The sequence below is a fragment of the Paraburkholderia sp. RAU2J genome (genome assembly GCF_003634845.1).
Lineage (GTDB): Bacteria > Pseudomonadota > Gammaproteobacteria > Burkholderiales > Burkholderiaceae > Paraburkholderia > Paraburkholderia fynbosensis.
The window spans coordinates 3,053,234-3,075,898 of the sequence record NZ_RBXG01000001.1; the positions used below are offsets into that span (position 1 = coordinate 3,053,234).

Here is a 22,665-nt window from a genome sequence, read left to right on the forward strand (position 1 = left end):
CCGGCCTTGTTGCGGTGCAGTTCCACCGCTGGCCCCGATGATATCCGCTGACTCGCACCTCATTTCCCCCAAGAGCTCGAAGCTCTCTGACCGATTCAGGTTTAACGAGTCCCGGTCCGACCTGTTTTGTCATCATGCTCGATTGCCTGCGCAACCTTTCGACGAATCATCCTGTAGAAGATTTAATGTCTCGTGTAATGTTCAAGCCGGCTTCGGGCTTGTATATTCCCTTTGATACGGTCGGTCGTGAGCAAGAATCGCCCAGATCATGCGTGCAGTCTTGTTGGCGAGCGCCACGGTCACTACATTCGGCGGACGGCGTGTTCTGATTTGCTCGACCCAAGGACTAGGCTCCTTCGCATGTGCCAGCACACTGCGCGCGCCGTGAATCAGCAACGTGCGCAGATACGTATCGCCCCTTTTGCTGATGCCCTGTAATGTCACCTTCCCGCCAGATCCGGTTTGCTTCGGAACCAGACCTATCCACGCTGCAAACTCTCGCCCGGAGCGGAAAGCGGTTACATCACCCATCGTTGCGACTGCAGCTGTTGCGGTAAGCACACCAACACCCGGGATCGCGGCAATTGCCTTGACTGCCTTGTCCTCTTTCATCCATTGCCGAAGCCGCCGCTCTATCTCGCGAACTTGGTCGTCGAGCTTCCGCAAACCATTCCATTGTTCGCGTAACGTGTCGATCAGGACCGCTGGAAGCCGATCCGCGACCCTGGCTAGTACCGCCGGTATCGCTTTGTCCAACGCGGTTCGGCCTTTGCCCATGACTTCACCATATTCGGTCAGCAGGCCGCGCAGACTGTTGATCTGCATCGTGCGGAATTTCACCAACTGCTGGCGCATGCGGTGCAACGCCAATACCGCTTGCTGCGCTTCCGTCTTGACTGCCACAGGCTTGCCAGGCTGCTGCACGGCCAGCCAGATTGCCTGCGCGTCAGCGGCGTCGTTCTTATTGCGGACGTTGAACGCCTTCACGAACTTTGCAGGCATCAGCTTCACATGATGTCCCAGCTTCGTGAGTTGTCTTGCCCAATGCTGCGCACCCCCGCAGGCTTCCATGCCGATCATGCAAGGCTCGCGATTTGCGAAATGCTCCAGAAATGCGGCCCGCTTGATCGATCTGTTCACGATCTCTCCGCTTTCAGTATCAATGTAGTGAACCTGAAACACCGCCTTTGCGATGTCAACTCCGACTGGCGTAATCTTCATGACGGACCCTCCGGTTTGCCTGTGAAGACCTTTATGATCTTCCACATTGGGCACTTTGATGCCGTCGGCCCATGAGGGTCCACATTTCTTGAGCACACTGATCACGGGTGGGAGACGTTCATACCATTTCCCCCGGCAGCAATGGTGAGCGCGCAATCAATTTTTTTGCCCGGCCGTACTCCACTGCTTCGCGGAGGATTTCCACTTCCATCGTCTTCTTGCCCAGCAGTCGCTGGAGTTCACGAATCTGCTTCATCGCTTCGGCCAGGTCGGATGCCGGCACCACCTGCTCGCCGGCACTGACTGCCGACAGGCTTCCGTCCTGATAGAGCTTGCGCCAGGCGAACACCTGGTTTGCATTCACCTGATGACGACGGGCAACTCCGGAAACGGTTGCTCCGGGCTCGAAGGTCTCGCGCACTATCGCGAGCTTCTCATCGACAGAGCGCCGGCGGCGCTGTTCGGGCTGGGTCAGAACTTCAATGGGTTCCACGTTAGAGCTGGGCTTAAACATAGGCGTAAAACTACCTCAAAGTTTAAGCGTTACCTCGTGTCCGGTTTTCGCCGGGGCCGGCCCACGTGGCGCCGCTAATGAAAGACCATGTCTCGCAATGAACTCGTCTATTTGTTCGTCTTTGATCGGGGCAGAGATGTAATAGCCCTGACAATCTATATGCTCAATTGTGCTGGCCCAAGCGAACTGCGCTTCGGTTTCGATGCCTTCGATGACGACTTGCTTTCCAAGTCTTTGTCCGAGCTGAACGAGCGCCTCGACGACGATCTTTGACCTGGCATTCTCCTGAATGCCGGACATGAACTTGCGGTCTAACTTCAGCGTGTCCACCCCAAGTTGGGACAGTATCGTAAGCGACCAGCACCCTGAGCCGAAATCGTCGATCGCAACGCTGACACCGAATTGCCTGATGGATTCCACGGCTGAGACGAGTGTGTCAATCGAGCCCGGATCGGTGGTTTCGGTCAGCTCGATTTGCAATCGTGAGGCCGCAACCGAACGCGCAGCGAGCAGGGCAGAGAGTTTGTTCGCCAGTCCAGGCCGGCCAATTTCTCTCGCGGGAAGATTGATGGCTAACGACAGCGTGTTGTACCCGCGAACCGTCCAGTCGGCCAGCGTCTGTGCCGCTTCCTCGACGACGAAGTCCGTGAAACTCCCCGTTAGAGGGGAATTCTCCACGAGGCCGATAAACGATTCCGGCATAAGAACACCGCGTGACGGATGCCGCCATCGCAACAGCGATTCGAAGCCGGACAACCGGCTTTCCTGCATCCGTAGCTTGGGCTGATAGACAAAGAAGAACTCTCGTCGGGCCAGTCCGAGTTCCGCTTCGTCGATTGTGCAGGGCTGGCGATCATCCGCGGCAATGTGTTCCATGAAGATCTCTAAGGCGCGTGTGCGGTAAGTCTCATCGATCAGACTGGCCTGCGCATTGCAGGTCAGTGATGCGCAGGCGTCAACCCCGGAAAAGGTGTTCTTCCTGATGCCAGTTTCGTGAGAGTCGAGAACCTTCCATCTTGATCAGTAATCCATATTTTGGATCGACTAATTACGCCGTTCTCCAAGCGAGAGTCCGATATGTGAATCGTATAGGACATGATGAGGTGATTTGTGAATGATTGAAACATGGCGCATCTCCATGTTGGGTGCGCTTACCGAAGCCGCTCAATTCACTTTTCGTGACGCCTTGCTTTCACCGTGCCCTTTATCATCAACTCGATGAGGGATAGGGCAAGAGCAGTGAACTCGCGAACGAGTCGCAGAAGGTCGAAAGGATCATGGATTCGAGGTATTCGGTCGACAGATTTGTTGCGGGACTTTTATTCGGTGCATGTATCGCGTGGTTCGCTTCCGTCGCGATGGATCATTGGGTATTGCCTTCTTCCATCGGGCAGGGGCTCGGCCTGCGACTGGCGATAGAAGCTGTCGTCTCGGCCTGTTTGGTCCTGCCTCGGCCGTTGTTGCTGAAAACAGTCTTCCGGTCGCGGCGTAGCGTGTTTATCCAGGATGAAGATGTGCGGGCGATGCTGCAAGGGCGCGTCGTTGGCATCCTGAGTGGCGTCTGGGTTGGCGCAACCATTAACAGCGTGCTTTTTAGTGGCTAAAGTTAATTGAAGAAGGAGAAAGATTGCGGGCCATTTGCAATGTCAATGGTCGGATCGCCGTTGCGCGACCGCTTTTTTTGTGCGTCCGGACTTCGCCGTTGCCGGGAAGTTGACCTTGGCGGCGGGAGTGGGACGCCTGTCTTTTAACGAGAGTATGAATCAAATGTGTCAGGAACCTTCGGACCTAGGGTATTTCAGGAGAGCCTGGTAATGTGGGTTCCGTGAGGTCACTATCCCCGGTCCATATTTTGAATTGCTGGAAAAAGAGATCGGCCGGTAAGGAACTCGACGGCGAATCTCGAATGGCCACGTCAGTCTGCATTTTAAATTTATATATAGGCGCGACGTGTCACCGAGATAATCGAAACACACGATGCGCAGGCATCGTGGTATCGGCAGCGACAGCGTGCGCTGATCGATCGATATTCGCCGGATAACGAGCGACTGGTCGCCACGTACGCTGCGCTACTCGATGAACTGATGGCACGACCCATTCGCTGACGAAGCGTGCCTGCGTGGTTTCTTTCGCGTCTGTTCGCTACCGACTGTGGCAACGTGCGACATCACCCCCCCATACCCCCCGAATCCAAGTGCACAGATCAGACGTCAATCACTGACATGTCGATGCGATCTGTCGAACGGTGGGGCGCTCGCGAACTCAATTCGCTCCTTCTCTTCAAATGCGACGAACCCTGCGTCGAGGACTCTCATCAAGCGAATGTGCCACCCTTGAACAATCAGTATCCCCCTATCAAGGGGGTTATCTTCCCGTACGACAACAATTATCTTAAAAAAAGATGCTGACGAGAGTGTCGAGGCGGAACTAGGTCATTTTAAGGGATAAAAATTCTCTAAGTTTCTTTTCGCGTCTGTGTGATTTAGCTGATTATCGTCGTAGTTCGCCCCGATTTCGCATCCCTCCGTGTGGTGCATCTGTCGGGGGCTGGTTCCGCCGGTCTGCCGGTTCGAAAGAAGAGGTGAGATATATGAACAGTATGCTGGTGGAAGATAGTCCAGCACAAGCCGCTGCGGTCAAAAGCGCTATGCAGAAATCCGGGCAAACACTAATCAGCAAGATCGACCGCGGAGATAGTGCATTACGTTATCTCGCGCTGCCTGCGAGAGTTCGCGCATTATTGCGTCGCACGAGTCGCAATCAGAAGATCGGAAATGCCATCGCTGTTGGGCCTTACGTTGTTGATACGGCACGGCGCAGCGTCTCACTTCACGGCAAAACAATGGAGTTGGCGACGAGAGAGTTTGACGTCGCAGCGAACATTTTCGCAAATGTCGGGCGAGTGATCTACCGCGACCTTCCGGGAAGCTTGCCTGGCGTCCCGAACATGACGGCACCTCCCGTACGCTCGATACCCCTATTTATCGGCTTCGGCGAAAGCTATCCCTGCATCCGGAAAACGGCGTGCCCCTGAGCAGCATCCGTAACTACGGATACAGGCTGGGCGAGGCGACGTTCGCGAACGCGAACATGGAACGTCGGTGCATTCCGCGCCGGAAGATCGCATCATGCAGAGTCCCCGGCTAACGCCGCCGGCCTGAAGTCGTTTCGGATGAAGTTCCGGCGGACACACGAGGGCAAGGCTACAGGGCATCTGTGGCAACGCTGCTCCTTCTCCCCGGAACACGTGGGCGGATCGATGTCGTGGGCGCTGGCCGCGCATCTTGGTCTGGACGCGTAAATGGTGCAGTTGTCCCCTATCGCGAGGGAGAGCGTACGGCCATGGGCTAGTCAATGCATTTAGCTGAACTGACTTAGCGGGTGTTTGGATGAAGTAACGCGATTGCGCTTGATGAATGATCGGATCTCGGCAGACCGGACGAGGTGTAGCAGATCCCCGGGCGAAAACTTTCAAAAGGCAGACGGTGACCGGCGTTCGCGAGGCGTTCACTCAATGCTCGGGCACCTGGCCGACGCAGGCCAGATGGCGCATTGAAGCCTTTTTGAAACGGACTTCTTCCGCCGGGTGATGCTCGATCCGAATAGCTTTCGGGAGCCAGAAAAACCTGCCCGGCACACTTTGAGCAGGTTCACGAAGGAGACGCGCATGCGAACATGTAGAAAGTTACCTGGAGGAAGCTTGCCTTACCGCCGCATTCGACCGCTCCATCTATTCGCGCTCACTCAGTGCGAGGACGCGTCACGAACGACTCTTTGCAGGTTCAATGAACGGCCGGCACTCACGGCAATCCCAGGAGATTAAGATGGTGAGCGATCAGGTGCGATTCTCGCCGAGGCTGCCACAGTGAAGGCATCCGGCGCGGTGAGAATTGTTGTGTCCATTAGGGTTTTCTTAAGTTGAGTACGGTCACCGTTCAGTGCTAGAGCAACAGCAAATGTTTAACGTATACAAAAAACGCGCCCGTAGGCTGTAGGGTCTTGACGGACGGTCGTTGGGGGTGGAGAGAATAGTCATGGAAGCATCTTCAGTTAGTACCGGCAGTCAATGGAGCGTGTCGCTGATCCAGACCAAAATGATTCCGCCGCGCCTTCCCCCGGGTTGCGTACATCGGCCTGCGTTGCTCGATCGGCTCAATGAGCGACGCACGCACAGCGTAACCGTTGTGACTGCACCCGCGGGTTTCGGCAAGACGACATTGCTTGCTGGATGGAGTGAAGCGCTCTCGAAGCAGAAGCATTGCGTTGCATGGCTCAGTCTCGACGGGGAAGACGATGATCCGCAGCAGTTCGGTGCCTATCTGGTGGCGTCATTTTCGCGCGTAGGGGAGGACATCGCCTGGCAAGCGCAACAACTTTTGAATCACGATGCGATGACCCCGATCAAAACGGTCATATCGGTACTTCTGAACGGGATCGCAACTTGTGGCCGGAGTGTGTTCCTCGTGCTGGATGACGTCGACCGTCTGACTGCAAAGCCCGTTCTGGCGATCGTGTCTCGTCTGCTGCGCTACGCGCCCGAGAATATGGATATTTTGCTCGGAGCGCGCGGTGAACCTGCGCTGATGCTCGGCCAGCTCAAAGCGCCGGAAAAACTGATGCGCATTAACGTGGACGATCTCCGCTTCTCGATCGACGATGCGCAAGCGTTTTTCAACCGGACAAGCGCCGTGCCGCTCGACCGGGCCAGCGTCGAGCTGTTGAACGACGCGACGGAGGGGTGGGTGGCGGGATTGCAATTGGCTTCGCTCGCACTGAGTCAGGTGGGCGATGCGGCCAAGCTTGCCGATAATCTTGCCGGGGCGAGGTCCGGAATCGATCGCTACCTCGACGACACGGTGCTTGCGCATTTACCGCCACCCATTCTAAAGTTTTTGCTGTACACCTCGATTCTCGAGCGGCTGACCCCAGCGGTATGCGATGCCATCATGGGCGGAGGAAGTGGAAGCGGGTGCAAACTTGATTGGCTCGAACGCCACAATGTATTCATCCGGCCGCTGGATGAAACGCAAGACTGGTATCGCTATCACGCACTCCTGTCCGATGCGCTGCGACGGCGTCTCGTCCGTCAGACGCCGCACGAAGTTCCTGAGCTGCATCGTCGGGCGTGTCAATGGTTTGCAGGTGCGCGCCTCTGGCCCGAAGCAGTCAGACATGCTTTGGCCGCGGGCGAACTCGAGCAGGCAGCACAGTGGACCGAGAACTGTGCAATGGAGATGCTCGAACGCGGTGACCCCTACACGCCGCTTGGCTGGATCGGGAAACTTCCACCGGATATCGTCAAGGGACGCCTGCGTTTGCGTCTCGCGAAAGCGTGGGCGCTCGCGTTCTCATTTCAAACGGCGCCCGCGTCAGGGGAAATCCGGGCTGTCGTCGACGAATTCAATCGCGGCCAGCGCGATGGCAGCGGCGCTATTGAGGAAGCTACATTGGCCGAGATCAACGCGGTCATCGCATTGATCGCCAGTGCTAACGACGACAGCGAACGCGCGCTCGAATTCGGCAGCGTCGCGCAGACTTCCGTGGCGCCCGCGGCGCCATGGGTAAAGCGTTACGCGCAGACTGCGCAATTTTTTGGCTTGGCGTACAGGGGACAGTTTGACCAGATACGTCGCATATGGACCTTCGCCAAAGACCGGATCGAGCCGGGGCCGGGACCGAACTGCTCGGATATGCTTCGGGACGCGATGTACGGCCATGCGGCATTTGTTCATGGCGAGCTTGTTGAAGCACGGCGAATTTTTGAGGCGACACTCGAGTGTGCCGAAAGCGCTGTGGGCTACTCGTCATGGATTGCGACCGGGGTGGCCGGTTGCCTGGCTTCGATCTACTACGAATGCAACGACCTGTCTCGCGCCCGGAAGATACTCTCCGGCCGCACGACGATTGCTTTGGATGCGTCGCCAGTGGGTGCGCTGGTGCGCCACACGTTTTCTGCGTCACGCCTGTTGTGGCGTGACGGTGAGACGGGTTCAGCGCTGGCCATTCTCGAAGACGGTCGACAGGTCGCGCTGACCCGGCGATGGCTACGGCTGAAGCTGGCGTGCGATGCCGAGACAGTAAGATTGTTCCTTGCCGACGGCAATGTGACGCGGGCAAGACAGATCGCCGATGAACTCAGCGCGAGCGTGCCGCCGATGTGCGAAGGGCGGCAGGGTTCCGCGTTGGAGGCCTGGACAAGCTACTGCATTCTGCAGGCGCGGGTTCTGATGGCCGAGAACGCCGCAGATAAGGCGGTCGTTTTTCTCGAGCGTTCGCTTGATACCGTGGCCGCGGTGGGCTTGCATTATCAAGAGGCGCTCGTTTGCGTGCTGCTTGCCATTGCACTCGAAAAATCCCAAGCCTTCGACAAGGCGTTGATTGCGCTCGGCCGCGCGCTGCGCATCGGAATGACCAATGGCATGATCAATAGCTTCGTTGATGAAGGGCGACCCATGCGCGCGTTGCTGTCGCGGTTTCGCCAGGTCTCGGGCGACGTCTCCACTGAGGAAACGCTCTATGTCGACAGATTGCTGGGAGCTTTCGACGAAGTCCACAATCGAACTGCTTCGCCTATGCCGGTCAACGCCGTGACCTCTCCGGCGAATACGCTGAGTGCGAGAGAACTCGAAGTACTCAACTTCGTTGCACGTGGTCTATCGAATAAGGAAATCGGCCGATCGTTGCAACTGGCGCCTGAGACGGTCAAATGGCATCTGAAGAACATCTTCGAAAAGCTTAATGTGAATTCCCGGATCGAAGCCGTACAGAGTGTTCTTGGGCTCGGGTTGGAGAGGGACAGAACCGCCGTATAGCGAGTGGGGCACGCGTCACTTAGGCCTGAAACTGTTGCAGATAACGCTTGGCACGCATCAGCGTGCTGTTGAGCGTTGCCAACGAAACTCAGGCCGGCCACGTTGACGTTCAGAGCAATTGAACCGTCGCGACCGTTCAAGCCCAATGAGCGTTCCTGACTGTCGGTGTGCAGATCTGCTGTCAGTGTGCCGTTCACACCCTGCACGTCGGCGTGGAAGCTGATCGACGAATACAGCTTGAATCGAAGTGCATGAGCCCGCTGAGGTCGAGCCTGGTGGAACCTCGTTCAGTCAGTCCACCGATAGCGGATTGAAACGCGCTGGAAAGACCGGCGAGCGAGCTGCGGTCCGAGGAGTTCTGTGCGCGATTGGCGGCTTTGACCTGCACGCCTAGTCCGGTTGCGGTGCTGTTCAGTGAAATCTCGACGGTTGAGCCCGAAGTCAGCGTGACGTCCTGGCGGCTGAGCCGTGCAGTTGGGGTGCGCCGACGTAATCGCGGCCGCGCTCGTGTTAGCACCGGGTGTAAGCATTGCCGCCGACAGCGGCAGGATGTCCGCACCGCCGCCGCCCGCTTCCTCGGGACGCGCGTTCACTCACACATCCCTCGATGACTCGCGATCGCTCGACTATCATCGTCAATGGGCGGGTTCACAACCATGGTGCTGGCGCACAGCAGGCAAAGAGGCAACGTGCGCGACATGCAATGAATGGAGAATGTGTCATGACGGTCTCCCCGGTCAATGAACACGCTGCTGCCAACCCGATGCCGCTCAGCCATGCGAGCCGCATAGCGCAGTCCAACTCGCGACGCTTGGAGGTACGAATCGTGCTAGGCGGCAGGTGCATGTCAATCCGGTCTCCAGAGAGTTCAGGCCATTTCGCTCGCCAGGCGTTTCGTCTCCAACCGACGCGGCATTCCCAACTACAGAGGTAATCAGGATGCAAAGATCCGAATCTTCTTCGATAGCACGCGTGCTGACTGTCGTCTTCGCTGCCTTGTCCGGGCTGTATCTGCTCGTCGGCGGCGTCTGGCTGGTGGTGAGCGGTGGCTCGCCGTACTACGTCATCGCAGGCATCGTCATGCTGGTCACGGCCGTTCTCGTCCAGCGCCGCAAACCGTTTGCGCTGGGTCTCTATGCATTGCTGCTGCTGGGCACCGTCGGATGGTCGCTGTGGGAAGTCGGCACCGACTTCTGGGCGCTGACGCCGCGTCTGGGCGTGCTGGTCATCTTCGGCATCTGGCTGCTGTTGCCATTCGTCTATCGCCGCTTCGACGCGCCGGCCAGGACGCCGGCCATGGCTCTCGGCGCTACATTGATCGTCAGCGGCGTCGTGCTGGTTTATGCGGTCTTCAACGATCCGCAGGAACTCAACGGCACGCTGAGCAGCGCGTCCGCGTCCGCGTCCGCGTCCGCGCCCGCGGCGGCCACCGCCACAGCCGCCTCTATCCCGGACGCCGACTGGCCTGCATACGGTCGCACCCAGCACGGCACGCGCTACTCGCCGCTCAAGCAGATCAACGCGGAGAACGTCAAGAATCTGCAAGAGGCGTGGACCTTCCGCACCGGCGACATGAAGCGTTCGACCGACCCGGGCGAAATCACCGATGAAGTCACGCCGATTAAAATAGGTAACCTGCTGTACCTATGCTCGCCGCACCAGATCCTGTTCGCGCTGGACGCCGCGACCGGCCAGGAAAAGTGGCGTTTCGATCCGAAGCTGAAAACCGATCCGAGCTTCCAGCACGTGACATGTCGCGGGGTGTCGTATCACGACCTGACGGCCGCCGGGGCGGGCGATAACGGCGAGGCAGCGGCACCGTCGGCGGCGCCCGCGATGTGCGCGCGCCGGATTTATCTTCCGGTGAACAACGGTCACGTGTATGCGCTCGATGCGCTAAGCGGCCAGTTGTGCAAGGATTTCGCGACCAACGGCGACCTCGATCTGCAAGCCGGCCAGCCGGTGACGACAGCGGGTCAATACGAGCCGACCTCGCCGCCGGTCATTACCGACAAGGTGATCGTGATCGCAGGTGCCGTCGAAGACAATTACTCGACGCGCGAACCCTCAGGCGTGATTCGCGGTTTCGACGTCAGCACGGGCAAGCTGCTGTGGGCATTCGATCCGGGCGCGAAAGAGCCGAACGCGGTGCTCGGCGAAGGTCAACGTTATTCGCTCAATTCGCCGAATTCGTGGGCGCCGTCCGTCTACGACGCGAAGCTCGATCTGGTCTATCTGCCGATGGGCGTGACCACGCCGGACATCTGGGGCGGCAATCGCACACCGGAGCAGGAACGTTTCGCAAGCGGCCTGCTCGCGCTCAATGCGACCACCGGCAAACTGGCGTGGTTCTATCAGACCGTCCATCACGATCTCTGGGATATGGACCTGCCGGCCCAGCCGACGCTCGCCGACATCACCGATCAATCGGGCAATGTCGTGCCGGTCGTCTACGCGCCGGCCAAGACGGGCAACATCTTCGTGCTCGACCGCCGCACCGGCAAGCCCGTCGTACCGGCGCCGGAAAGGCCGGTCCCGCAAGGCGCCGCAGCAGGCGATCATGTTTCGCCGACGCAGCCGTTCTCCGATCTGACATTCCGGCCGAGCCGGAAATTGACGGGCGCCGATATGTGGGGCGCCACGATGTTCGATCAACTGGTGTGCCGCGTGATGTTCCACCATCTGGACTATGACGGTACGTTCACGCCGCCATCGGAACGGGGCACGCTGGTGTTCCCCGGCAACCTTGGCATGTTCGAGTGGGGTGGCCTTGCCGTGGATACGGATCGGCAGATCGCGATTGCGAATCCGATCGCACTGCCGTTCGTGTCGAAGCTGATTCCGCGCGGCCCGGGCAATCCGATCGAACCGGATAAGAACGCCAAAGGCGGCACCGGCACCGAAATCGGCATTCAGCCTCAGTACGGCACTCCGTTCGGCGTCGAGTTGAATCCGTTCTTCGCGCCGACCCGTTTGCCGTGCAAGCAACCGCCGTGGGGTTATGTGTCGGCGATCGATCTGAAGACGAATCAGATCGTCTGGAAGAGGCGTATCGGCACCGTGCGCGACAGTACGCCGCTGCCGCTGCCGTTCAAGATGGGGATGCCGATGCTGGGCGGCCCGATGACGACGGCGGGCCACGTGTTCTTCATCGGCGCCACCGCCGACAACTACATCCGCGCGTTCGACACGGATACCGGCGACATGTTGTGGCGGGCCCGCTTGCCCGCAGGCGGCCAAGCCACGCCGATGACCTATGAAGCGAATGGCAAACAGTATGTCGTGATTGCCGCGGGGGGACATGGCTCGTTTGGCACGAAGCTCGGCGACTATGTGATGGCTTACGCGCTGCCTTGATTGCCAGGCGCGGGGGCCTTGCGGCATCTGTGCCGGCGATCGGCGCAGATGCCGCGAAGCCTTCGCGGGGTGTCGGCGCGCAAGGTAGCCAAAAGGCTTTGCGCAACGGCCGTGTGACGCCGGAACGTTCCGCACTGCCCAACTGACTCTGCAATTCCTGTTGTCTCGACCGTATCAACAGATACTGGCGCGCAGTATTTCAAGCGACGGCATGCAGCGGCCTTGCGGCGTAAAACTGTGCAAATGCCCGCGCCGATGCAAACGTCCAACCCGACGATGCCACGCGAGCCGGCTTTCAGGACGCCACTGCTTGCACGTGCCGCATCGTATTTCGCGGCGTCGTTCAACACTTCGAGCTTTCTTGCGCAGTTCCACATTGCCGCGGATACTGTATGAATGTACAGTATTGTTCGGGGGGCGGAACGTGAGTTCATGTGGTCCCATCCGGGAAACACGGGGTGTTACTGATGCGTCGTGGTCAGGCGCGCACGAACTTGAACACGAAGGAAGATTCCTCTATGCCGGCTTTTACCCGGTGACGAACGAAATGCCTGAACAACTATGGTTGCCCGGACTCGAGGCGCCGCCGACGCCAACGGACGGTCTGTTTTTCGCGGTCTTCCCCGACGCCAATACGGCGGCCACTATGTCGAAGTCCGCGCAAGAACTCTGCGCGGGCACGCGCGTACGCAGCAAACCGCTTGCGGCTAACCGTCTGCACGTGACATTGCTGCATCTCGGGAATTTCGCAGGCGGCCTGCCTCCGGATAAGGTCGATGCCGCGATGCGGGCCGCCGCGTCGATTCGCATGGCGCCATTCACGGTCGAATTCGACGCCGTCGCGAGCTTTGCGTCGAAACCCCGGCCGGGTCCTCTGGTGTTGACCGGTCGCGGGGGCGTCGCCGGTCTTCGTGCGCTTCATGACGCGCTGGGGCAAGCGTTGGAGCATGCTGGTTTTGGGGGGCGCGCCGGTTCAGTGGTCACGTCCTATGTGCCGCACGTCACATTGGCGTATGGCATGCCCTGGGCGGCGGAGCGTCCCGTTGAATCCGTGTGCTGGAACGTGCGCGAGTTTGCGTTGATACACAGTTTGCTTGGACGCACGCGCCATGTCGCACTGGCGCGTTGGCCGTTGACGGCGGCTCAGTCGTGATGTGCGACGGCATGGGCGTGAGGACGCGCGTCAGTCAACGAGGCGGCGCACGCCGCAAGCGAGTGGCGAATAAGTCGTTCGATTGCGACGGATGGCACGATTTCGGTTACCTTGAAGCAAGGAGCGGGGCAACGGCAGGAGCAGGCGGGAGGCAGCAGGCAGCGCAAGCAGCGTCGTGCGCGCAGGCGGCTCTTACAGCGCCCGGTCGCCTCCACCAGAAGCGTACCCAGTCGGGTCTTTCAGCGTTGCCGTCTCTATGTGTCTGCCAAATACGCAATATCTGAAAGCCGGCGCGTTTTGTCCGCCAGACGGGCAGAACGGTCGTGCGCTCCCTGATAGAATGCTTGGGCCGCAACGTAGTGGATTGCAGATGAAATTGCTTGATGCGCTTGTCGAACAGCGTATTGCCGCCGCCGCGCGTGGCGAATTCGACGACTTGCCGGGCGCGGGTGCGCCGCTGCCCCAGGACGACGATGCGTGGGTCCCGGAAGAGGTGCGCGTCGCCAACCGGATCCTGAAGAACGCGGGCTTCGTGCCGCCCGCTGTCGAGCAGTTGCGCGCGTTGCGCGACCTGCAAACGGAGTTGAATGCCGTGAGCGACCAAGCTACCCGTTGCTGTCTCCAGGCGCGCATGCTGGCGCTCGATATGGCACTCGAATCGCTGCGCGGCGGCCCGCTGGTTTTGCCGCGCGACTATTGCCGGCGAATCGCCGAGCGGCTGTCGGAGCGCGCCGGCAACCTCAATACGGCTGACGTGGGTTCGCGGTGAGCGACGCGCTCGTCCACCACGCCGCCTCAGGGCCGCGGCCGGAGCCGGCATCCGGCGAATCCCATGAAACGCCGGGCGAGCCGGTCGCGTCTAACGAATCGATATCGGCGTGTCCCGACGCGGCCGACGTTTTCGTAGCGTCGGCGGTTGACAGCGGCACGCCAGCGCCCGACGCTGGCACACCCGTCGATCCGCCCGCGCCAGCCATTTTCTCCGAACGTGATCGCCGCTTCATGATGCTCGCTCAGGCTGCCGCCGAGGAAGCACGCGCGGCCGGCGAAGTGCCGGTCGGCGCGGTGCTCGTGCGCGGCGACGAAGTCATCGCGAGAGGTTTCAATCATCCGATCGGCGCGCACGATCCGTCGGCACATGCGGAAATGGTCGCGTTGCGCGCCGCCGCGCAAGCTGTCGAGAACTACCGGCTGCCGGGCTGTGAACTCTACGTGACGCTCGAGCCGTGCCTGATGTGCGCCGGCGCGATCATGCACGCGCGCATCGCCCGCGTCGTGTTCGGCGCGCGCGATCCTAAAACCGGCGCATGCGGCAGCGTCGTCGATGCGTTCGCGCATCCGCAACTGAATCATCACACCGCGGTGAGCGGCGGCGTGCTCGAAGCCGAATGCGGCGCGGCGCTCAAGTCGTTCTTCGCCGAGCGGCGCCGAGCGAGCCGCGCAGCGCGCGCGGCGGCACGCGGCGAAGCAGATCCCGAAGCAGACAGCGAACCGGCCCGCACCGAGCCGCACTAAACAACCACCACCAGCAGGTCTTGCCCATGACCGTCCGCCGCACTATTGAACTGATCGCGCCGTCCGGCTATCCGCACGACCCCGAGGTGCTGCATCGCGCGTTGCGTCGTCTGCATGCGCAGGGGCACGAGGTCGGCGGCGAAGAGGCGACGAAGCGCCGCTATCAGCGCTTCGCGGGCACCGATGGCGAGCGCGCGGCCGATCTGAACCGGCTCGCCGATCCGTCGCGCCAACTGCCCGACGTGGTGCTGGCCGTGCGCGGCGGTTACGGCGCGGTGCGCATCCTGCACGGGCTCGACTACGAAGGGCTGCAACGGCGCCTCGCCGGTCAACCTGTCGCGCTCGTCGGGCATAGCGATTTCACCGCGATCCAGCTCGCGCTGCTGGCGCGCGCCGGCTTGAAAACGTTCGGCGGCCCGATGCTGATGAGCGATTTCGGCGCGGAGGATCTCAGCGAATTCACGATGCAGCACTTCTGGTCCGCCGTGTCGCAGCCGACCATGACGGTGACGGGCAACACGCCGCAGGCGCAGCCGGTCGACGTGTCGGGCATGCTCTGGGGCGGCAATCTGGCGGTGCTGACGTCATTGATCGGCACACCGTATATGCCGCCGGTGCAGGGCGGCATCCTGTTCATCGAGGACGTCAACGAGCAGCCGTTCCGGGTCGAGCGGATGATTTATCAACTGCATCTGGCCGGCATCCTCGCGCAGCAGCAGGCGCTCGTGTTCGGCGACTTCTCGGGCAGCAAAGCGTACGACTACGACAATGGCTATGACCTGAACGCGATGATCGAGCAGGTGAGGTCGTTGATCGGCATTCCGGTCGTCACGGGGCTGCAGTTCGGGCATGTCCGCAACATGCTGACGTTGCCGGTGGGCGCGGACGCGCATCTCGTCGCCGATGCGCGTGGGTTCAAACTGAGCCTGTCCGGCTATCCGTGTCTCGGCTGAACTGACGGCTAGATCGATCTGGAGCGAAGCGGACGCTAGCCCGCTTTCTTTTTTAATTCAAAAATGCAACTAACGGTCAATCATTTGCGCCGCCCGCATGCGGGCGAGTCCACCGAAGGCGCGCGCGTTTTGTTGACAAAATGCGCACTCAATGGACAGCCTCCACGCCACCTAATTAAACTCATGTTGAAGCCGGGCCTCACAACGCCGCGTGCCGCTTGACCGCCCGCTCAGCCTGACGTTGAAGATTGTCGAAATTCGAGATAAAAATTGTTGACAATCTTTATGTCCATCCTATGATGACCACCATACCGAGACGCAAATATGCCCGACACAGACGCCGCCGCGAACAGTTCGAAGCCCGAAGCGATTGCAGAGCGCATCCGCGCCGCGATCCTCGAACATCGGCTCGCACCCGGCGCCAAGCTGACAGAAGCACAGTTGTGCGAAGTATTTGGTGTGAAGCGCGGTCCGATCCGTCAGGCGCTCGCGCAACTGGCGACCGACCACCTCGTCGATCTCGAACCGAATCGCGGGGCGTTCGTCGCGAGTCCGTCGCTGCAGGAAGTGCACGAGGTGTTCGAAATGCGCCGCATCATCGAACTCGCGGTGGTCGAAAAGATTTGCAGCGGTCACGGCATGCGGCGATTGAAGGGCATCGGCAGCATGATCGGCCGTGAACGCAAGGCGTTCGAAACACGTGATTTCCCGGCATGGATTCGCCTGTCGGGCGAGTTTCATACCGAGCTGGCGGGGCTTACCGGCAACGCCGTGCTGTGCGATTGTCTGAATGGACTGGTCGCGCGCTCGACGCTGATTTCCGCGCTGTATGAGTCGCTTGGGCGCAGCCCTTGCTCGTTCGAAGACCATGAAGCCATTCTCGCCGCGCTCGACGCGGGCGATGCGACAGAGGCGGCGGCGTTGATGTCGCGCCATCTGCAAAGCGTCGAGTTGAAAATGCTGGATCGCCCCGCACGTGGCGCGGCGGATTTGCATGAAGTGTTCGGCGTGCTGGGCTCGGCATCGAAAGAGGCGTCCAAAGCTGGATCGACTCCGGGCTGAGGCACGCAGCAAGAGGAGCGGCGGCACCCACGAGCACGAATCAGCAGGAACAGGCACGCGTCCATCAGCGGCGCGCGCGGCACTGAATTGAACTGAACCGAATCAGGCGTTGCAAGGCGGCTCGGCGTGAGCGCTGCCGGCTTGCGCACGCACGTCCGTCGCCACGCGACCGACTTTCGAGCAGCGACGCATCGCCGGGAATTCGCGGCGGCTGGCGATGCGATAACCACAAGTACTTCAGTACGGAGACGCCCGCGGCACGGCCCACCGGATGGCGCAGGCTTTCTCGATTCCATATGGACGAGGAGGGCGCGACCGGGATGGCCGGTGCAACGTCCTTCGATGCGCTATCGACGGTCCCATCTCAAGGAGGAATCATGGCTCAGTTCAGTGCAGCGCCCGGCAATCCCTCGATGTCCACTTATGTCGACGACGGCGCGCAAGCCGATCCGTCGATGCCGGCCGGCTACAGCGAGCGGCTCTACAACGAAGATCTCGCGCCGCTGCGCAATCAAACCTGGGGCGCGTACAACATCTTCGCGTTCTGGATGTCGGACGTGCACAGCGTCGGCGGCTACGTGTTCGCGGGCAGTCTGTTCGCGCTCGGCCTGACGAGCTGGCAAGTGCTGATCGCGCTGCTGGTCGGCATCACGATCGTCAACTTGCTGTGCAACCTGATCGCGAAACCGAGCCAGGCGAACGGCGTGCCTTACCCGGTCGCGTGCCGCGCCACCTTCGGCGTGCTCGGGGCGAATATTCCCGCGGTGATTCGCGGGCTGATCGCAGTCGCGTGGTACGGCATTCAGACCTATCTCGCCTCGAGCGCGCTGGTGATCGTCGTGCTCAAGTTCGTGCCGTCGTTGCTGCCTTATGCCGACGTTCATCACCATGGTTTCATGGGCCTGTCGACGCTCGGCTGGGCCGGTTTCATGCTGCTGTGGGTCTTGCAGGCGCTGGTGTTCTGGCATGGCATGGAGACGATCAAGAAATTCATCGACTTCGCCGGTCCCGCCGTCTACGTGGTGATGTTCATTCTGGCGGGCTACATGGTGTATCGCGCGGGATGGCGCAACATCGGCATCAACCTGGGCGGCGTCAAATATCACGGCATGGAGGTGGTGCCGGTCATGATCACGGCGACTTCGCTGGTGGTCTCGTACTTCTCCGGACCGATGCTGAATTTCGGCGACTTCTCGCGCTACGGCAAAAGTTTTCGCAGCGTGAAGCGCGGCAACTTCTGGGGCTTGCCGGTCAACTTCCTCGCCTTCTCGCTCGTGACGGTGATCACGACCGCCGCGACGCTGCCGGTATTCGGCGAGCTGATCACGGACCCGGTCGAAACGGTCGGCCATATCGATTATCCGACTGCGGTGATCCTCGGCGCGTTGACCTTCACGATCGCGACGATCGGCATCAACATCGTGGCCAACTTCGTCTCGCCGGCCTTCGATTTTTCGAACGTCGCGCCGCGCCTCATCAGCTGGCGTGCGGGCGGGATGCTCGCAGCGGTGGCATCGATCTTCATCACGCCGTGGAATCTGTTCAACAACCCGGCGGTGATCCATTACACGCTCGACGTGCTCGGCAGCTTCATCGGCCCTTTATACGGCGTCCTGATCGTCGACTACTACCTCGTGAAGCGTCAGAAGATCGTGCTCGACGATCTGTACACGGTCGGGCCCACCGGCTCGTACTGGTATCGCAACGGCGTCAACTACCGGGCGGTGGCCGCGTTGTTGCCGGCCGCGCTGATCGCGGTAGTCTGCGTGATGATGCCGGGGCTCGACGGTATGGCGAATTTCTCGTGGTTCATCGGCGCGGGTCTCGGTGCGCTGTTCTATCGCGTACTCGCACGTTGAATCCCGCAGTCCCCAGGCGGGCTCCGTTCGGAGCGCGTCAACAGGAGTTCCTATGCGCATCAAACTGATCAACCCGAATACGACGCAACGCATGACCGACGCCATGGGCCGCTGCGCCCGTGAAGTCGCCGCGCCCGGCACCGAAGTGATCGCGGTGAATCCGACCATGGGGCCACCGTCGATCGAGGGCTATTACGACGAAGCGCTCGCCACACCAGGCCTGCTGGCCGAAGTCGCCGCGGGCGAGCGCGAGGGTTGCGACGGCTACGTGATCGCCTGCTTCGGCGACCCCGGCTTATACGCGGCGCGTGAGCTCGCGCGCGGCCCGGTGATCGGCATCGCGGAGGCGGCGATGCACGCGGCGAGCGTGCTGGCTCCAGGCTTCTCGGTGGTGACGACGCTCGCGCGCACCTGCGGCATGGCGTGGCATCTCGCCGAGCGCTACGGCATGAAGCGCTTTTGCCGCAACGTCCGCGCGACCGACGTCGCCGTGCTCGATCTCGACAAGCCTGGCTCGGCCGCGCGCCGCATCATCCTCGACGAATGCCGGCGTGCACTTGCCGAGGACGGCTCGGACGCGATCGTGCTCGGTTGTGCGGGCATGGCCGAGCTGTGCGCGGAGATCGAGGACGCGCTCGGCGCGCCGGTGATCGAAGGCGTGACAGCCGCGGTGAAATGGACGGAGGCGCTGGTCGCACTGCGCCTGTCGACGGCCAAGCGCGGCGACTACGCCAGGCCGTTGGCCAAGCGCTATGACGGCGCGCTGGCCTCGTTCGGCCCGGCGCCGGCTGATCCGGATCCGCAGCGGCCGCACGGCGCCGAAACCGCCGATCCGCTGCGGGTAAACGCTAGCGCGCCGGGCCAGCACATACATCCCGTCTGACACGCACTATCTGGCCGGGTGTATGGGCGCAGCCGGGTGTTTTCGCTACACTGGCTCAACTCGGCGCGGGTGCCTGAAGTGCTTTTTCGCCGCTGATTCAGAGGGTTGGGTCGGTGGCGGCGAGCGACTCAAGCACCGCCCGCATGCTCATGCACAGGCTGCGCCACGTGCCTGCAGTGTGAGCGCCCGCGCGAATTTTCCGTACCGTCACCACGCATCCGTCAAACCATGCCACTCGACCCGAACTACCCACGCGATCTGATCGGCTACGGCCGCCACCCGGTGCAGGCCAACTGGCCGGGGCGAGCGCGTGTCGCGGTGCAATTCGTCCTGAACTACGAAGAGGGCGGTGAAAACTGCGTGCTGCACGGCGACCCCGGCTCGGAGCAGTTTCTCTCGGAGATCGTCGGCGCGGCCGCGTATCCGGCTCGTCACATGAGCATGGAGTCGATCTACGAATATGGCTCGCGCGCGGGCGTCTGGCGCATCCTGCGCGAATTCGAAAAGCGCAAGCTGCCGCTCACGGTGTTCGGCGTCGGCATGGCGATCGAGCGGCATCCCGACGTGGCGCGCGCGTTCGTCGAACTCGGCCATGAGATCGCGTGCCACGGCTATCGCTGGATTCACTATCAGGACGTATCGCCGGAGAAAGAGGCGGAGCACATGCGCCTCGGCATGCAAGCGCTCGAACGCGTGACGGGCGAGCGGCCGCTCGGCTGGTACACCGGGCGCGACAGCCCGAACACGCATCGGCTGGTGGCCGAATACGGCGGCTTCCTGTATGACTCGGATTACTACGGCGACGACCTGCCGTTCTGGATGGACGTCGACGTGACGGGCGGCGCGCGGGTGCCGCAACTGATCGTGCCGTACACGCTCGACACCAACGACATGCGCTTCGCGAGCCCGCAAGGTTTCAACACCGCGGACCACTTCTTCACCTATCTGCGCGACGCCTTCGACGTGCTCTACGAAGAGGGCGACGAAGCGCCGAAGATGCTGTCGGTCGGCATGCACTGCCGCCTGCTCGGACGCCCTGGGCGCTTTCGCGCATTGCAGCGCTTTCTCGACCATATCGAACAGCACGATCGTGTGTGGGTGACGCGGCGTGTCGATATCGCGCGGCACTGGCGCGAACATCATCCTTACCAGCCAAACAAGCGCGGGGCGGCCGCATGAAGGCGATGCAATACACTCTGGACCAACTCAACAGCATTTCGGCCGACGCGTTCGTCGCAGCGCTGTCGGGCATTTTCGAGCACTCGCCGTGGGTCGCGGAAATCGCCGCGCGGCAACGGCCGTTCGCGAGCATCGACGAACTGCATCGCACGATGTCGGGCATCGTCGAAACGGCCGGTGACGAGAAGCGGCTCGCGCTGATCAACGCTCACCCGGAGCTTGCCGGCAAGGCCGCGGTGCGCGGCGAGCTGACCGCCGAATCGACCCGCGAGCAGAGCGGTGCGGGCCTCGCGCAATGCACGCAGGAAGAGTTCGACAAACTGCTCGCGCTCAATAGCGCGTATCGCGAGAAGTTCGGCTTCCCGTTCATTCTCGCGGTGCGCGGCTATGACCGTCACGGCATCATCGCGAACTTCGAGGCGCGCGTGAACAACAGCCACGCCGACGAATTGCGCGCGAGCCTCGATCAGATCTACCGCATCGCACGTTTCCGGCTCGACGACCTGATCGACGCGTAGGCCTCAGGTACGCCTGAGGCACGCATCGCGGCCCTCGAACCGCAACGTTTTTCCAGCACCTTCACACCTCAAGGACGACAACGATGGCACTCCCGATTCTCGACCCCAACGCACCGGAATTCACGCGCCGCTATGTGAACCTGGCGGACCCGCGTCTGGGCGCGCAGGCGCTCGAGTCCAGCGACGATTTCTTCGCCCCGAAGGAGCGCATGCTGAATCCGGAGCCGGCCGTCTTCATTCCCGGCAAGTACGACGACAACGGCAAGTGGATGGACGGCTGGGAAACCCGCCGCAAGCGCGTGAGCGGCTATGACTGGTGCGTCGTGAAGCTCGCGCGTCCGGGCGTGATCAAAGGGCTCGACCTCGACACCAGCCACTTCACGGGCAACTTTCCGCCGGCGGCATCGGTGGAGGCGGCGCGCGTGCTCGACGGCGCGCCGAATCAGTCCACGCAATGGACCGAGATCGTGCCGTCCACCACGTTGCAGGGCAATAGCCACCACTATCTCGACGTGAGCGACGCGAACGCGTACACGCACCTGCGCGTGAACATCTATCCGGACGGCGGGATCGCGCGTCTGCGCGTGTACGGTCAGCCGCAGGTCGACTGGGCCGGCGCGAGCCGCACCGAGCAGTTCGATCTGGCCGCGATGGAAAACGGTGCATACCTGGTCGCGGCCAACAATCAGCACTTCGGCGCGGCGTCGACGCTGCTGATGCCGGGCCGCGGTGTGAACATGGGCGACGGCTGGGAAACACGGCGCCGTCGCGAGCCGGGCAATGACTGGGCAATCGTCGCACTGGCGCAGCCGGGCGTGATCGGAAAAATCGAAGTCGACACGGCGCACTTCAAGGGCAATTATCCGGACCGCTGTTCGATCCAGGCCGCGTACGTGAAGGGCGGCACCGACAGCTCGCTGATCACGCAGGCGATGTTCTGGCCGGTCCTGCTCGGCGAACAGAAGTTGCAGATGGACAAGCAGCATTTCTTCGAAAGCGAGATCGCGGCGCTCGGGCCGGTCACGCATATTCGCTTCAATATCATTCCGGACGGCGGCGTATCGCGTCTGCGTCTGTGGGGCACGCTCGCATCATGAAAACGCTCGCTATCGAACCGCTGACGAAGGAAGCATTCGCCGCGTTCGGCGACGTGATCGAACTCGAAGGCGCGAAGCAGATTCCGATCAACCTCGGCACGACGATCCGCTATCACGATCTCGCGAAAGTGGATGTCGCGGACGAGAACGGCCGCACGCTCGTGAATCTGTTTCGCGGACAGCCGCGCACGCTGCCCTTCGAAGTGAAGATGCTCGAGCGTCATCCGCTCGGCAGCCAGGCGTTCGTGCCGCTAAACGACAAGCCGTATCTGGTCGTGGTGGCGCCCGCGGGTGAGCTGGACGCGACGAAGATTCGCGCGTTTGTCACGAGCGGCTGGCAGGGCGTGAACTATGCGAAGGGCGTGTGGCACCATCCGCTGATCGCGTTGGGGGAGGTGAGCGACTTTATCGTCGTCGATCGTGGCGGTGAGGGGCTCAACCTGAATGAGCAGGATCTGGCCGAGTCGCTATGGTTGACTGAAGATGCGTTGAGTGCAGTCGCGGTTTGAGGTGGTGAGCGATGAAAGCCCACGGCGTGTGCC

18 protein-coding genes and 2 pseudogenes are annotated in these 22,665 nt (G+C 61.2%); 16 read left to right on the forward strand and 4 right to left on the reverse strand.

Translation table 11 applies throughout. The annotated features are described in order from the left end of the window. Window positions 1-201: 201 nt before the first annotated feature. From B0G69_RS13990 to B0G69_RS14000, 3 genes and pseudogenes are all read right to left on the reverse strand, one after another. The gene (locus B0G69_RS13990) at window positions 202-1,221 is read right to left on the reverse strand and encodes an IS110 family transposase (protein ID WP_121317783.1); all 1,020 of its coding nucleotides are present in this window, start codon (window positions 1,219-1,221) and stop codon (window positions 202-204) included. A gap of 128 nt (window positions 1,222-1,349) precedes the next feature. Then, a pseudogene (locus B0G69_RS13995) lies at window positions 1,350-1,735 on the reverse strand (transposase); the annotation flags it as partial. A 15-nt stretch (window positions 1,736-1,750) separates the two neighbouring features. After that, window positions 1,751-2,611, reverse strand: coding sequence for an EAL domain-containing protein (locus B0G69_RS14000; protein WP_121317785.1), 861 nt, complete (start codon window positions 2,609-2,611; stop codon window positions 1,751-1,753). 401 nt (window positions 2,612-3,012) lie between these two features. Here B0G69_RS14000 and B0G69_RS14005 point away from each other — a divergent pair, with 401 nt between their 5' ends. The 5 genes from B0G69_RS14005 to B0G69_RS14025 all read left to right on the forward strand — a co-directional run bounded on the left by B0G69_RS14005 (window position 3,013) and on the right by B0G69_RS14025 (window position 11,904). Next, window positions 3,013-3,339, forward strand: a complete 327-nt coding sequence (locus B0G69_RS14005; RefSeq protein ID WP_121317787.1) for a hypothetical protein — start codon at window positions 3,013-3,015, stop codon at window positions 3,337-3,339. Window positions 3,340-3,699: 360 nt separating this feature from the next. After that, window positions 3,700-3,840 (forward strand): hypothetical protein, encoded by a 141-nt coding sequence (locus B0G69_RS14010; protein WP_241991368.1) that lies wholly within the window; start codon window positions 3,700-3,702, stop codon window positions 3,838-3,840. Window positions 3,841-4,325: 485 nt separating this feature from the next. Further along, the gene (locus tag B0G69_RS40665) at window positions 4,326-4,769 is read left to right on the forward strand and encodes a response regulator transcription factor (protein ID WP_147440730.1); all 444 of its coding nucleotides are present in this window, start codon (window positions 4,326-4,328) and stop codon (window positions 4,767-4,769) included. Window positions 4,770-5,769: 1,000 nt separating this feature from the next. Continuing rightward, window positions 5,770-8,547 carry a LuxR C-terminal-related transcriptional regulator gene (locus B0G69_RS14020; protein ID WP_121317791.1) on the forward strand — a complete coding sequence of 926 codons (2,778 nt, stop codon included), beginning with the start codon at window positions 5,770-5,772 and terminating at the stop codon, window positions 8,545-8,547. 939 nt (window positions 8,548-9,486) lie between these two features. Continuing rightward, a complete protein-coding gene (locus B0G69_RS14025) occupies window positions 9,487-11,904 on the forward strand; it encodes a glucose/quinate/shikimate family membrane-bound PQQ-dependent dehydrogenase (RefSeq protein WP_121317793.1) in 2,418 nt (805 codons plus the stop codon). Between the two features lie 192 nt (window positions 11,905-12,096). Here B0G69_RS14025 and B0G69_RS41825 read toward each other — a convergent pair. Beyond that, window positions 12,097-12,281 (reverse strand): annotated as a pseudogene (locus B0G69_RS41825) (biotin synthase); the annotation flags it as partial. A 170-nt stretch (window positions 12,282-12,451) separates the two neighbouring features. Here B0G69_RS41825 and B0G69_RS14030 point away from each other — a divergent pair. The 11 genes from B0G69_RS14030 (at window position 12,452) to B0G69_RS14080 (ending at window position 22,632) form a co-directional block, all read left to right on the forward strand. Next, window positions 12,452-13,057 carry a 2'-5' RNA ligase family protein gene (locus B0G69_RS14030; RefSeq protein ID WP_121319396.1) on the forward strand — a complete coding sequence of 202 codons (606 nt, stop codon included), beginning with the start codon at window positions 12,452-12,454 and terminating at the stop codon, window positions 13,055-13,057. 370 nt (window positions 13,058-13,427) lie between these two features. Next, on the forward strand, window positions 13,428-13,826 hold the full coding sequence (locus B0G69_RS14035; protein WP_121317795.1) for a DnaJ family domain-containing protein: 399 nt from the start codon (window positions 13,428-13,430) through the stop codon (window positions 13,824-13,826). Continuing rightward, window positions 13,823-14,572, forward strand: coding sequence for a tRNA adenosine(34) deaminase TadA (gene tadA / locus B0G69_RS14040; RefSeq protein ID WP_347232472.1), 750 nt, complete (start codon window positions 13,823-13,825; stop codon window positions 14,570-14,572). Before B0G69_RS14035 ends, tadA begins: the two co-directional genes overlap by 4 nt. Window positions 14,573-14,598: 26 nt before the next feature. Next, on the forward strand, window positions 14,599-15,525 hold the full coding sequence (ldcA, locus tag B0G69_RS14045) for a muramoyltetrapeptide carboxypeptidase (RefSeq protein ID WP_121317797.1): 927 nt from the start codon (window positions 14,599-14,601) through the stop codon (window positions 15,523-15,525). A 324-nt stretch (window positions 15,526-15,849) separates the two neighbouring features. Next, window positions 15,850-16,587, forward strand: a complete 738-nt coding sequence (locus B0G69_RS14050) for a GntR family transcriptional regulator (protein ID WP_121317799.1) — start codon at window positions 15,850-15,852, stop codon at window positions 16,585-16,587. Window positions 16,588-16,964: 377 nt separating this feature from the next. Then, on the forward strand, window positions 16,965-18,446 hold the full coding sequence (locus B0G69_RS14055) for an NCS1 family nucleobase:cation symporter-1 (protein WP_121317801.1): 1,482 nt from the start codon (window positions 16,965-16,967) through the stop codon (window positions 18,444-18,446). A 52-nt stretch (window positions 18,447-18,498) separates the two neighbouring features. Continuing rightward, window positions 18,499-19,329 (forward strand): aspartate/glutamate racemase family protein, encoded by an 831-nt coding sequence (locus B0G69_RS14060; RefSeq protein ID WP_121317803.1) that lies wholly within the window; start codon window positions 18,499-18,501, stop codon window positions 19,327-19,329. 228 nt (window positions 19,330-19,557) lie between these two features. After that, window positions 19,558-20,508: an allantoinase PuuE gene (gene puuE / locus B0G69_RS14065; protein ID WP_121317805.1), complete on the forward strand. Its 951-nt coding sequence runs from the start codon at window positions 19,558-19,560 to the stop codon at window positions 20,506-20,508. Then, entirely contained in the window at window positions 20,505-21,026 is a 522-nt protein-coding gene (uraD, locus tag B0G69_RS14070) for a 2-oxo-4-hydroxy-4-carboxy-5-ureidoimidazoline decarboxylase (protein WP_121317807.1), read from the forward strand. The genes puuE and uraD overlap by 4 nt, the downstream gene beginning before the upstream one ends. Window positions 21,027-21,109: 83 nt before the next feature. Beyond that, the gene (gene alc, locus B0G69_RS14075) at window positions 21,110-22,123 is read left to right on the forward strand and encodes an allantoicase (protein WP_121317809.1); all 1,014 of its coding nucleotides are present in this window, start codon (window positions 21,110-21,112) and stop codon (window positions 22,121-22,123) included. Beyond that, window positions 22,120-22,632, forward strand: a complete 513-nt coding sequence (locus B0G69_RS14080) for an ureidoglycolate lyase (RefSeq protein ID WP_121317811.1) — start codon at window positions 22,120-22,122, stop codon at window positions 22,630-22,632. The genes alc and B0G69_RS14080 overlap by 4 nt, the downstream gene beginning before the upstream one ends. Window positions 22,633-22,665: the final 33 nt, after the last annotated feature.